General features: G+C 69.6%; 13 protein-coding genes, 1 tRNA gene and 1 pseudogene. All 15 read right to left on the bottom strand.

Annotated features, from left to right (window positions below; genetic code table 11):
* Positions 1-27 precede the first annotated feature (27 nt).
* Complete coding sequence (locus HOP12_13535; protein ID NOT35163.1) at positions 28-1,005, bottom strand: flippase-like domain-containing protein; 978 nt, start codon at positions 1,003-1,005, stop codon at positions 28-30.
* Positions 1,002-2,132 (bottom strand): glycosyltransferase family 4 protein, encoded by a 1,131-nt coding sequence (locus HOP12_13530; GenBank protein NOT35162.1) that lies wholly within the window; start codon positions 2,130-2,132, stop codon positions 1,002-1,004. The genes HOP12_13535 and HOP12_13530 overlap by 4 nt, the downstream gene beginning before the upstream one ends.
* Positions 2,129-2,896 (bottom strand): class I SAM-dependent methyltransferase, encoded by a 768-nt coding sequence (locus HOP12_13525; GenBank protein NOT35161.1) that lies wholly within the window; start codon positions 2,894-2,896, stop codon positions 2,129-2,131. The genes HOP12_13530 and HOP12_13525 overlap by 4 nt, the downstream gene beginning before the upstream one ends.
* The gene (locus HOP12_13520) at positions 2,896-3,621 is read right to left on the bottom strand and encodes a metallophosphoesterase family protein (protein ID NOT35160.1); all 726 of its coding nucleotides are present in this window, start codon (positions 3,619-3,621) and stop codon (positions 2,896-2,898) included. The genes HOP12_13525 and HOP12_13520 overlap by 1 nt, the downstream gene beginning before the upstream one ends.
* A gap of 34 nt (positions 3,622-3,655) precedes the next feature.
* Entirely contained in the window at positions 3,656-4,090 is a 435-nt protein-coding gene (gene nusB, locus HOP12_13515; GenBank protein ID NOT35159.1) for a transcription antitermination factor NusB, read from the bottom strand.
* The gene (locus HOP12_13510; protein NOT35158.1) at positions 4,087-4,563 is read right to left on the bottom strand and encodes a 6,7-dimethyl-8-ribityllumazine synthase; all 477 of its coding nucleotides are present in this window, start codon (positions 4,561-4,563) and stop codon (positions 4,087-4,089) included. Before HOP12_13510 ends, nusB begins: the two co-directional genes overlap by 4 nt.
* Positions 4,564-4,565: 2 nt before the next feature.
* Positions 4,566-5,771, bottom strand: a complete 1,206-nt coding sequence (locus HOP12_13505) for a bifunctional 3,4-dihydroxy-2-butanone-4-phosphate synthase/GTP cyclohydrolase II (GenBank protein NOT35157.1) — start codon at positions 5,769-5,771, stop codon at positions 4,566-4,568.
* A 77-nt stretch (positions 5,772-5,848) separates the two neighbouring features.
* The gene (locus HOP12_13500) at positions 5,849-6,460 is read right to left on the bottom strand and encodes a riboflavin synthase (GenBank protein NOT35156.1); all 612 of its coding nucleotides are present in this window, start codon (positions 6,458-6,460) and stop codon (positions 5,849-5,851) included.
* Positions 6,460-6,993 carry a RibD family protein gene (locus tag HOP12_13495; GenBank protein NOT35155.1) on the bottom strand — a complete coding sequence of 178 codons (534 nt, stop codon included), beginning with the start codon at positions 6,991-6,993 and terminating at the stop codon, positions 6,460-6,462. Before HOP12_13495 ends, HOP12_13500 begins: the two co-directional genes overlap by 1 nt.
* 4 nt (positions 6,994-6,997) lie before the next feature.
* Positions 6,998-7,540, bottom strand: a pseudogene (gene ribD / locus HOP12_13490) (bifunctional diaminohydroxyphosphoribosylaminopyrimidine deaminase/5-amino-6-(5-phosphoribosylamino)uracil reductase RibD).
* Between the two features lie 241 nt (positions 7,541-7,781).
* Positions 7,782-8,396, bottom strand: coding sequence for a hypothetical protein (locus HOP12_13485; GenBank protein ID NOT35154.1), 615 nt, complete (start codon positions 8,394-8,396; stop codon positions 7,782-7,784).
* Positions 8,393-9,445 carry a redox-regulated ATPase YchF gene (gene ychF / locus HOP12_13480; GenBank protein ID NOT35153.1) on the bottom strand — a complete coding sequence of 351 codons (1,053 nt, stop codon included), beginning with the start codon at positions 9,443-9,445 and terminating at the stop codon, positions 8,393-8,395. Before ychF ends, HOP12_13485 begins: the two co-directional genes overlap by 4 nt.
* 143 nt (positions 9,446-9,588) lie before the next feature.
* Positions 9,589-9,861, bottom strand: coding sequence for a zf-HC2 domain-containing protein (locus tag HOP12_13475; protein ID NOT35152.1), 273 nt, complete (start codon positions 9,859-9,861; stop codon positions 9,589-9,591).
* A 231-nt stretch (positions 9,862-10,092) separates the two neighbouring features.
* Positions 10,093-10,168: transfer RNA gene (locus tag HOP12_13470), tRNA-Lys, on the bottom strand.
* A 28-nt stretch (positions 10,169-10,196) separates the two neighbouring features.
* Positions 10,197-11,468 carry an adenylosuccinate synthase gene (locus HOP12_13465; protein NOT35151.1) on the bottom strand — a complete coding sequence of 424 codons (1,272 nt, stop codon included), beginning with the start codon at positions 11,466-11,468 and terminating at the stop codon, positions 10,197-10,199.
* Positions 11,469-11,769: the final 301 nt, after the last annotated feature.

Below are 11,769 nucleotides of genomic sequence, written 5' to 3'. Positions count from 1 at the left end.
ACCCCCGCCGCGCGGCGCGCGAACGCTTCAGCCTCTCCTGCGCCGCGGCATTCGCACCAGGAACACGAGCCCGCCGAGCAGGCTGACGGCGACCGCCACCAGATAGGTGGTGAACTGAAGCGAGAAGGCCGCCGCCCGCTCGACGCCGATGAGCCCGAACAGCACCACGCCGGCGCCCTCGCGAATGCCGAGCCCATTGAAGGACAGCGGCAGCGAGACCACGACGGCCAGCAGCGGCACGAACAAAAGGAAATAGACGAACGGCACCGGAATCCCGAGTGCTCGCGCCACCAGCGCATGCACGCAGATGCGCGAGATTTGAGTGACGAGCGCGAGCCCGCCCATCGCGAGCAGCAACCCACGCCGTTCGCGGAACAGCGAGAGCCGCGCGGCGAGGTCGTCGAGATGCGGCGCGAGGCGCGCGAGCCCCACGCGGCTCAGCAGCCGGTCGAGCACCGGCACCAGCGCCGGGTGAAACACCACCCACAGCATGCTGACGCTGGCAGCGAAGAACGCCACCACCAGCGCATAGGCGACCCCCATGTGGAAGCGATCGAGCGCCGGGATCGACGTCACGAGCGCGAGCCCGGCCAGAGCCACGGTGCCGATCAGTCGATCCATGAGCACGGCCGAGAGCGCCGCGGTGCGGGTCGAGCCGTGACGCGATGCGTCGGCGATGCGCGAGATGTCGCCGCCGATGTTCGCCGGCAGCAGATTGTTGAAGAACAATCCGACATGGTAGTAAGCAAGCACCTTCCAGCCCGGAATCCGGATGTCGACCGCGCGCAGCAGTCGCCCCCACTGATAGGCACCGAGCACGTTGCTGAAGAACATCATGGCGAGTGCCGCCGCGAGCCAGCGCGGGTCGGCAGCCTGCAGCGAGGCCCGCACCTGATCGGGATCGATGCGGCCGAGCAGGAACCACAGCAGCGCGGCGCTGATCGCGAGCTTGATCGCGATCGCCACGAATGCACCGCGCGAGGGGCCGCCGTTCGGTGCGCTCACCCGCGGACGCTCGTACGGGCGGTGAGCAGCGCGTCGAGGGAGCGCGAAGCGCACTCGGACCACTGGAAGCGCGAGGCCCACGCGAGCCCGCCGCGCTCGAGCCGCGCGCGCAGCGCTCCATCGGTCAGCACCCTGGCGAGCGCGTCGGCGAGCGCCGTATCGTCACCGTAGGGAACCAGCAACCCGGTCTCGTCGCGCCGCACCGAGTCGCGCAGGCCCGGACTGTCGGCCGCCACCACCGCGGTGCCGCATGCCCCGGCTTCCACCACCGTGAGCCCCCACCCTTCCTTCGGCGAAGGCTGCACGACCACCCACGCCTGCTGCATGCGACGCACCTTCTCGGGACCCGGCACGAAGCCCAGGAACTCGACCGCATCACCGAGCCCGGCGCGTCGTGCCATCGCATGAAGCCGAGCCGCGAACGGGCCATCGCCGATCACCTCGACCCGGACGTCCGGTACGCGATCGCGAAGCCGCGGCAGCGATCGGAACACCCAGTCCACGCCCTTGTAGCGTCTCAGCCGGCCCACGTAGAGCACCGTCGGTCGCGCGTGCTTCGAGACCGCGTGATCGGGCCGGTAGCGCTCGTGGTCGAGGCCGCAGTGCACCACCGTGATCCGCTCGGCTGCGATTCCGCGCGCGATCAGGTCGTCTCGGGTGCTGTCCGAAATCACGACGAACGGAGCGTCGCGGTACGCCGACGGGATGCGACGCTCGAGCATCACGACGTAGGCCGCGATGAGTGCATTCGCCTCGCGAAACGCGGTGGTGCCGAACAGATGAGGCACGATCACACCCACCGGCGCACGCGTTGCACGGGGCGCGAAGCACGGCACCTTGTTGATGTCTTCCACCACCAGGTCCGGCGCCGGATTCGAGAACTCGCGTCGCAGGATGCCGGACAGCTCGAGGTTGAAGTTCCACCAGTCGGCGCGGCGCACGATGCGCATGCCGCGGTGCTCGGCTTCGGAAGGCGCGCCGCGAAATCCACTCGCCAGCCACGTGACGCGCCAGCCGCGCCGCACCGCTTCGAGCAGGATGTGCTCGAGGTGGAGTTCCGCGCCCCCGGCTTCCGGGTGCATGGGATCGCGGAAATTGACGGCCAGCAGATGCGGGGCCGCGTTCACGGCTTTTCGGCCACCGTGCCGATCACGTGACTCACGTAGAGCGTCCAGCGCTGGCCGCGAACCGCGCGCCGAAAGGCGCGCCCGAGCGGGGTGAGCACCGGCACCTGAGGATCGAGCGGAAGCTGCAGCCCCGCGCGCTTGAAGACCTCGCGAAACGCGCGATAGGCCAGCCCCGGCACCATCCAGTCGCCATAGGTGCGGCGCGGACGCAACCCCGCCGCCGCGCACACGCGCTCGAGCTGTGCCGCCGTGAACTGGGTCTCCCAGCCCGCGAACCAGCGATTGATCGCGATCAGGCTCTGCTTGAGAAGCGTGTAGAGGTGGAAGGTCTGCGGCACGTCGACCACCACGCGGCCGCCGCGCGCGGTGACGCGAGCGTTCTCGCGCAGCAGCGGCTGCGGATCGCGAAAGTGCTCGAGCAGCCCCTGATGGAACACCACGCGAAACGCACCCTCCCGAAACGGCATCGCCAGCGCATCGGCGCGCACCAGATGCACGGGTACGTTCTGCTCGCGGGCCAGGCGCTGCACGATTCCGAGCGACGCCGGCGAATAGTCGAGCACCACGCCGATCGCGCCCGCGCGCGCGAGCCCGATCAGGTCACGGCCCGAGCCGGCGCCGACCTCGAGCACCGCCGCCCCGCGCACCTCGCCATCGGCGAGAATCTCGCGCACCAGCCGATCGCCGGTCGAGTAGGTGTCCTCGACCCGCGCGTGCGAGCGCCAGTACGCCTCCCAGTGCCCGAGCGTGGACTGACGCGCCATCACTCGCCCCACTGCAGGCGCTCGGCCAGGAAGCGTGGCAGCCCGGCATCGTGGATGCGCCGCATCGCGCCGGCGATGTCGTACTCGAGCCGCACGTGCTGCAGCGTGCCCTCGCCCTCGTCCCAGATCAGGTAGGCCGCACGCGGATCGCCGTCGCGCGGCTGTCCCACGCTGCCGACATTCACGAGGTAGCGATGCCCCGGCTCGACACGCACCGTCTCGGCGCGGGTGTAGCGCACCTGATCGCCGTGGCGATCGAACACCCCCGGGTAGTGCGAGTGCCCGATGAAGCACAGCGACTCGACGTAGGCGGTCATTTCCTCGGCGGCCTCGGCCGGCGACAGCACGTAGTGCCACTCCTCGGGAGCCGCCGGTGACGAGTGCACCAGGCGGGTGCCGCGCCACTCGACCTGGAACGGCAGACCGCGCAGGTACTCGCGATGGGCGGGCGTGAGGTTGCTCTCGGTCCAGCGCGCGGCGAGTGCGGCGTTGTGATTGAAGTAGCCGAGCTTGATGCGGCCGCACGCCGCCAGGTCGTGGTTGCCGGCGACCGAGTGTTCGATCAGCGGCTGCAGTCGGTCGATGCATTCGTTCGGCGAGGCGCCGTAGCCGACGAAATCGCCGAGGCACTGGATCGAGTCGGGCCGGCGGCGCTCGATGTCGGCGAGCACGGTCTCGAGCGCCTCGAGATTGCCGTGAATGTCGGTCACGATCGCATGCCGCATGGGGGTCATCCTCGCAGGAACGCGGCGCGCGCGCTCATGCGAATTCCGCAGGCCGCAGCGTGCGCGCGACGCGATCCAGCACGCCGTTCACGAAGCCGCCCGACTCGTCGGAGCCGAAGCGGCGAGCGATCATGATCGCCTCGTCGAGCACCACACGCGCCGGCGTTCCGGGCCGCGCAATCAACTCGGCGACCGCGAGGCGCAGCACCGCGCGGTCGGTGGCGGCGAGTCGCGCGAGCGGCCAGTGGCTGGCTGCACTCGCGATCGATTCGTCGATGCTCGCGAGATTCGCGCTCAGCGCGCCGGTCAGGTCGGTCGCCAGTTCACGCGGATCGTCGGCGAGTTCGGCGGCCTCGGGCAGCTGCTTCCACAGCTCTCCGATCGAGTCGCCGATGAGGTCGGACTGATAGGCCACCCGAAAGACCAGCTCGCGCGCCTGATGACGCGCGCCCTCGACCGGTGCGCTCACGAGTTCGCGCCCGCGAGGATGCGTCGCAGCGTCACCATCTGGATCGCCGCCAGCGCCACGTCGGCGCCGCGATTGCCGAGCGCTCCGCCGGAACGTGCCGCCGCCTGTTCGGCGTTTTCGGCCGCCAGCACCCCGTTCAAGACCGGCAGGCCGGAGTCGAGCATCACCTGCAGGAGTCCCTCGGAGGCGGCCTCGGAGACGAGGCGGAAGTGCTCGGTCTCTCCGCGAATCACCACGCCGAACGCGAGGATCGCATCGACGCCGCCGCGTTCCGCCAGCCACTTGGCGGCCACCGGCAATTCGTAGGAGCCCGGCACCCACGCGAGCGTCACCGACTCGTCAGTCACGCCGCGGCCGCGCAGCACTTCGCAGGCCGCGTCGACCAGGCGCTTGACGTAGGACTCGTTGAAGCGTGCGGCCACCAGCGCGTAGCGGTGCCCGCTCGCATCGTGCCCGGGCCGCAACTCTCGAATGCTCACGTCTCCCCCAGCTTGAGATCCAACAGGTGCCCGAGCTTGTCGCGCTTTGTGGCGAGGTAGCGCCGGTTGTGGCGCGTCGAGGGGAGTTCGATCGAGACCCGCTTGCGGATGTGGAGGCCGTAGGCTTCGAGCCCGATGATCTTGCGCGGATTGTTGGTGAGCAGGTCGAGTGCTCCGATCCCCAGGTCGACGAGGATCTGCGCGCCGATGCCGTAGTCGCGCAGGTCGGCGGGGAATCCGAGCTTGACGTTCGCCTCGACGGTGTCGAGCCCGCGGTCCTGGAGCGCGTAGGCACGCAGCTTGTTCGCGAGCCCGATCCCGCGCCCTTCCTGCCGCAGGTAGAGGAGGACGCCGTGACCGTTTTTTGCGATCGCGCGCATCGCGGCGCGCAATTGCGGACCGCAATCGCAGCGCTGCGAGGCGAACACATCGCCGGTCAGGCACTGCGAGTGGACACGCACCAGCGTGGGGCGGGCCTTGCGGATCTTGCCGAACACCAGCGCGATGTGGTGATCGTTCTCGAGCGTGCTCTCGTAGAGGTGCATCTGAAACTTGCCCTCGGGCGTCGGCAGCGGCACCGAGACCAGCCGGCGCACCAGCATCTCGCTGCGGCGCCGCCACGCGATCAGATCCCGGATCGCGAGCAACCCCAGATCGTGGGTGGCGGCGAAGGTCTGCAATTCCGGCAGCCGCATCATGCGCCCGTCTTCGCGCAGGATCTCGCACAGCGCGCCGACCGGCTGGAGACCCGCGAGCCGGCACAGATCGGGCACCGCTTCGGTGTGCCCGGCACGGCGCAGCACGCCGCCCGGCACCGCGCGCAGCGGAAAGACGTGGCCGGGGCGCGCCAGGTCCTCGCCGCGCGTGCGCGGATTCGCGAGCACCCGCAGCGTGCGCGTGCGGTCGAACGCCGAGGCTCCGGTCGTGGTGCCCTTGATGGCATCGACCGACTCGGTGAACGGGGTGCCGAAGCGCGCGGTGTTGCGGCTCACCATGAGCTTGAGATCGAGTCGATCCGCGACTTCGGGCGCCATCGGGGCGCACAGGATGCCGCGGCCGTGCTTGATCGCGAAGTTCACCATGCGGGCGGTCGCCTTCTCGGCCGCGAACACCACGTCGCCTTCGTTCTCGCGGTCGGCGTCGTCGACCACCACCAGCATGCGGCCCGCGCGGATGCGCCGGATCGCTTCCTCGACGCCGATGAACGGCGACGCGGCGGCGCGGCGCGCGGGGCGCGGCTTGCGCGCCGGGCGGAGGGTTCGCCGGCTCGACTTCTTCTTCACGACGAACTCTCCCGGGATGGGGTCGTCTCGAGCAAGCGCGCCACGTAGCGGGCAAGCAGATCGACTTCGAGGTTCACACGCGAACCGGCACGGTACTCGCCCGCCACGGTGGCCGCCAACGTGTGAGGGATGAGCGCGATCTCGCACCCCGCCGTCGTGACGCTGGCAATCGTGAGGCTGACGCCGTCGACCGCCAGCGAGCCCTTGAACGCGACGAATCGCGACAACTCGCCCGGCACCGCGAGGATCAGGCGGCGGCCCTCGCCTTCGGCGCGCATCTCGATGACCTCGCCCGCGCCATCGACGTGGCCCTGGACCAGATGCCCGCCGAGCCGCTGATCCAGTCGCAGCGCGCGCTCGAGGTTTACTCGCGTGCCGTCCGTCCAGCTTCCGACCGTGCTGCGTGCGAGGGTTTCCGGCACCGCCTCGACTGCGAATCGCTGCGGCTCGATCGCGATCGCGGTCAGGCAGCAGCCATTGATTGCGATCGAGTCCCCGAGTGCCGCTCCGGCGGCGATCGCGGCGCTGGCGATCCAGAAGCGGCGACCGCCCGGGCGCTCCTCGACCTGCTGCACGACTCCCACGGTCTCGACCAGTCCGGTGAACATCAGCGTTCGAGCTCCACCAGGGTGAGCGTGTCGGCACCGAGGCGCTGCTGGCGCTCGATGCGTCCGCGCCGGATCGCGTCGCCGAGCGGCGGCGCCCACTCGAGGCCGTCGCGACCGAGCAGGGTGGGCGCCGTGAAGAGCGCGAGGCGATCCACGTAGCCGGCGTGAATCCAGCTGCCGGCGAGCGCGGCGCCGCCCTCGAGCATCACTTCGTGGCGTCCTTCGCGTGCCAGTCGTTCCGCGAGCGTAGACGGACACACGCCACCGAAGCCGGCACGCACGCGCCACACGCGTACGCCGCGGCGCTCGAAAGCGCGCACTCGGGCGAGCGTCGCGCGGCGCGTGCACACCAGCACGGTTCCGCGCGCGAGCGGAGGTCGGAACAGTCGCAGCGTGAGCGGCAACGAGGCATCGGCGTCGCACACCACGCGCAGCGGCTGGCGCGCGCCACGGACGCCGCGCACGGTGAGACGCGGATCGTCGAGTCGCGCGGTCTCGGATCCGATCACGATCGCGTCGGTGAGCGAACGCATGCGATGCACTTCGTGACGCGCCTCGGCGCGCGAGTCCGCCGGCCGGTGCGATGCGACCGTCGAGCGAAGCTGCAAGCTTGAGCGTCACGCGCGGCCGAGCCTCGGTGTGGGCGCTCCAGTAGCCGCCGAGTTGTTCGCGAGCCTCGTCCGCCAGACACCCGAGCTCGACCTGAACGCCCGCGGCGCGCAGGCGACGCAGGCCGCGGCCATTCACGATCGCGTGAGGATCGCGCAGCGCGACCACGCAGCGCCGGATGCCGGCCGCCAGGATGGCGTCGGCGCACGGCGCGGTGCGTCCGCGGTGAGCACACGGCTCGAGCGTGACGTAGAGCGTGGCACCCCGCGCTTTCGCGCCGGCGCGGCCGAGCGCCACCACTTCGGCATGAGCCTCACCCAGCGCGCGGTGCCAGCCCTCTCCCACGACACGGCCTGCGCGCGTCACGACCGCACCGACCACGGGATTCGGACTGGTGTGGCCGCGCCCCCTCTCGGCGAGCGCGATCGCGCGGCGCATGAACCGCTCGTCGTCCTCGCCGCGCTTTGCCATGAGTGCCGTCCTCCAACGAATGACGCCCCGCAGGAACGAGTCCCCGGGGCGTGCACGATCGCGCCGAGAGGCAGCGGGCCGCGTGGCGTCGAAAGGCTCCGCTCGCGGGCTTTATCGCCGGTGGGGAACTGGCACCCCGCCCCGAAGGAGCAAGGCGGCGAAGATAGTCAGCGCGCGCGAACAGTGTCAACGCACGGTCGGGCGGGCGGGCGCACGCCCGCTCGCGGACATGCGGAGGCGATCAGTAGTGAAAGACGAGGCGCGCCTGAATGAGGGTCCAGGTCTCGTTCGAGACGAACGCGAAGCGGGTGTTCGCCTCGAGCCCGACGCGCACCGGCGCGGGGCTTCGCTTCATCAGAGTGACGCCGGCGGCGACCGCGGGTGCCACTTCGCGCACTCCGAGCGACTCGAACTGCGCGGCGCCGATCGACGACAGGTCCGCACGCGCCGCGACCAGCCCGGGCCCGAACGATACGCGACCGATCGGACCACGCCAGGCCGGCTGCCAGTGCGCGAGTGCCAGAATCTCGAGCGCGCTGTAGTCGAGATCGGCGAGCAGGCTGCCGTCGCTCACGGTCTTGCCACCGAGCAGATTCACGCCCACTTCCATGCCGGCGCGCAAAGTCGTTGTCACCGGCAGGTCGATGCCACCCGCGAACGAGATGTTGCCACCGGGCGCGTTCTCGATCAGCAGCTGCGAGTAGCCGACCGACAGATGTCCGCGCAACGGCTCGACCCAGGCGAGCCCGGCGGCCGAGGCGGGCCCGGCGATGGCCGCGCACAGCGCCGCCACGCACAGAGCAGCCGCGTACAACGGAACCCAGCGAAGCGATCGCACCTGCACGTCGAACCTCACTTGTTGAAGCGAATCTCGAAGCAGTCGCCATCCTGCACGCGGTATTCGCGGCCCTCGAGCCGCAGCCAGCCCTTGTCACGCGCCTGCGAGTGACCACCGGCTTCCAGCAACTTGTCCCACGGAATGGTCTCGGCTCGAATGAAACCCTTCGCGAGATCCGAGTGGATCTCGCCCGCGGCGTCGACCGCGGTATCGCCCTTCTGCACCGTCCAGGCTCGCACTTCGTCGGGGCCGACGGTGAAGAATGAGAGCAGCCCCAGCAACTCGTAACACGCCCGAATGACGAGCGAGAGCCCGTCCTCGGTCGCCCCCAGCTCGGCTCGGAACGACGGCCGGTCGGCAGCCGGCAGCGACACGATTTCGCGCTCCAGATGCGCACGGAGCGCGACCGCGCCTGCTCCGGGTCCCGGAGCGGGCGGCTTGCGATCCGACGCATCGTCCTGGTTGTACACCACGAGCAGGGGTTTGAGCGTCATGAATTGAAAGCCGCGCAGCAGCTTGAGGTCGTCTTCGGTGATCTCGGCTTCACGCAGCGGGCGTTCCTGCTCGAGCAGCGCGCGGCACCGCAGCAGCGCGGCGTGCTCGGCCTCGGCCTGCTTCTTTCCGATCCGCAGCTCCTTCTCGATCCGCTCGATCCGGGTCTCGCAGATCGCCAGGTCGTTGAACGCCAGTTCGGTGTCGAGCGTGCGCAGATCCCGCGCGGCGTCGACGCCCGCTTCCGCGGGTACCGCGGGATCCTCGAAGTCGCGAACCACCGCCACCAGCGCGTCGCAGTTGCGGACCCCGGCGAACAGGTCGGTGCCCTTGGCGGCCGAGCGCGCGCTCTGGCCCCCGGCTGCGACCGTGTCCACGAACTGGATCTGCGTATAGGTGGTCTTCTTGGGCTTGTAGAGCGCCGACAGCCGGTCGACCCGCTCGTCGGGGACCTGGACCATGCCGATCTGTTCGCGGCCCTGGCTCGAAGCGGCCGCACCGGAGGCGGTGAGCAGGATCTGGAACAGCGTGCTCTTACCGGATTGCGAAAGCCCGAGGATGCCGACGCGTTTCATTCAGGAACCCGTAAGGAGGGAATGAAAACGCCCGCCGGAGGAATGCTCGCGGGCGGGCAGGGAGGACGAGCGGCGCGGAGGCTACGTGCGCGGTCGGGCGAGTGTCAACGCCGTGCGGCCAGGATGAAGCCGAGCTCGGTGCGTCAGGACTTGGAGCCGCCCGGCTCGCCGTAGACCTTCGAGAGCGCGACGCGCAGCTGGTCGCTGACTCCGCTCGGCAGCTCGATCGGTCGCTCGGCCTGATACAGCATGATGGTCTTCTTGAGCGTGTCCACTTCGAGCTGACAGTCGTGACAGGCGTGAAGGTGTTCCTGAATGGCCAGGCACAAGGCTTCGCGGGCGTCCGCATCGAGGAAGTCACTGAGCTGGCTCAGCACCTCTTCGCAGTTCAAACGCTTCCTGGGTGTGGACTCCACCGTTCGAAAACTCCCGGCCTGATCACACGTGGCATGGCGGGCCTTCGGTCGGGAGTTCCGCCGTCGCCCAGTCGGCCCGCGTTCATAGATGCGGCGCGGTCCGAAGCGTTCGCAAAAATCTCACACTTCGCCGGGGCAGGGCCAGAGGGGATGTACCCCTCCCGGGACGACGCCTGCACGGACGGTTACCTGGAAGCGCGATTTGCACACCTTCCCGGCCCGATTGAGGACTGGTGACCCGTGTTGGGATCGAACCAACGACACCCTGATTAAAAGTCAGGTGCTCTACCGACTGAGCTAACGGGTCACCGAATTCGACCTGCGACAGCGGCGTCTCAGCGCCGCGGGACCTCGGCTTCGGGCGCCGCTCCGACCGAAACCAGCCGGATCGGCACTCCGAGCGCCTGCTCGACCCACTCGAGATAAGCACGAGCGGCGCCTGGCAGGTCGGTCCATTTTCGCACGGCGGTGGTAGGAGACTTCCAGCCCGCGAATTCGCGCCACACCGGCACGCAGCGTTCGAGCGCCGCGGCGGAGGTTGGAAAGCCATGAACCGGCTGGCCGTCGAGCGCGTAATCGGTGGCGACGCGAATGGTCTCGAACTCGTCGAGCACGTCGAGCTTGGTGAACACGATCTCGTCGAGACTGTTGACGCGCGCCGCGTAGCGCAGCGCGGGCAGGTCGAGCCAGCCGCAGCGGCGCGGGCGGCCGGTGGTGGCGCCGTACTCCTCGCCGGCCTCGCGCAACCGCGCGGCTTCGTCGGGCGGCATCTCGGTCGGGAACGGGCCGTGGCCGACGCGCGTGGCGTAGGCCTTGGCGACGCCGATCACCCGGTCCACCACGCGGGGTCCGAGCCCCACTCCGAGCGTCGCGCCCGAGGCACTCGCGGGTGACGAAGTCACGAACGGATAGGTGCCGTGGTCGAGATCGAGCAGCGTCCCCTGCGCGCCCTCGAGCAGCACGCGCTTTCCGGCCGCGAGTGCTTCGTGCAGCTCGAGCGAGGCATCGCACACCATGGGTTCGAGCCAGCGCCGCAACGGCTCGAGTGAGTCGAACAGCGTGCCGCCGCTCATCGACGCGAGCGGTGCCGCTTCGGGGAACTCGCGGCGAAGCCGGGCGAGATTGCGATCGCAACGCTCGACGAACGTCTGGCGATCGAACGCGTCGCCGACTCGCAGGCCCACGCGGGCGGCCTTGTCACGGTAGGCGAAGCCGATGCCGCGACCGGTGGTTCCGATCGCGCCGGGTCCCTGTTCGGCGACGGCCTCGACCGCGCGGTGATACGGCAGGATCAGGTGAGCGCCGGCGCTCACTCCGAGCCGGCCCGCGACCTCGATGCCGATCGCCTCGAGGTGCGAGACTTCCTCACGCAGCCGCTCGAGATCGACCACCACTCCATTGCCGATCAGGCACCGCACGCCCGGAACCATGATTCCGGACGGCACCAGGTGGAGCACCGTCGTCACCGCGCCGCGCACCACGCTGTGGCCGGCGTTGGGCCCGCCCTGGTAACGCGCGACGACATCGGCGTTCGCGCTCAGCGCGTCGACGATCTTGCCCTTGCCCTCATCGCCCCATTGAGCGCCGACCACCACCGTGCATGGCATCGCATCCCTCCCGACAAAACGCGGGGCACGCTACCGCGTGCGGGAGTTGTGGCGCAAACCGCGGAGGGGACGGCGTGGGGAGCTGCGAGTGATTCGCGTGGGGGTTGATTCGAAAATAGAGCTTGACGACTTTCGGGCGCGACATCGCCGCGACGCACGACTCGCCCGCTGAGATCGCTGCAGCGTTCGCCACGTGCGCGGAGCTGCACGCAACTCGCGCGGCGCTGAATCGTTTTCGCGCGGCTCGCCGCGAGGCGCCGTGCCGGCCTGCAATTGCGCCGCGAATGCGCATGATATGAAG

It is taken from the genome of Candidatus Eisenbacteria bacterium (assembly GCA_013140805.1).
Classification (GTDB): domain Bacteria; phylum Eisenbacteria; class RBG-16-71-46; order RBG-16-71-46; family RBG-16-71-46; genus JABFRW01.
This window is presented reverse-complemented; position numbering and strand designations above follow the sequence as displayed.

Excerpts from the sequence above, each read along its gene's own strand:
- HOP12_13465 (NOT35151.1), bottom strand. The coding sequence starts at position 11,468 with ATGCCATGCACGGTGGTGGTCGGCGCTCAATGGGGCGATGAGGGCAAG.
- ychF (NOT35153.1), bottom strand. The coding sequence starts at position 9,445 with ATGAAACGCGTCGGCATCCTCGGGCTTTCGCAATCCGGTAAGAGCACG.
- HOP12_13495 (NOT35155.1), bottom strand. The coding sequence starts at position 6,993 with ATGCGTTCGCTCACCGACGCGATCGTGATCGGATCCGAGACCGCGCGA.
- HOP12_13500 (NOT35156.1), bottom strand. The coding sequence starts at position 6,460 with ATGTTCACCGGACTGGTCGAGACCGTGGGAGTCGTGCAGCAGGTCGAG.
- HOP12_13520 (NOT35160.1), bottom strand. The coding sequence starts at position 3,621 with ATGCGGCATGCGATCGTGACCGACATTCACGGCAATCTCGAGGCGCTC.
- HOP12_13525 (NOT35161.1), bottom strand. The coding sequence starts at position 2,896 with ATGGCGCGTCAGTCCACGCTCGGGCACTGGGAGGCGTACTGGCGCTCG.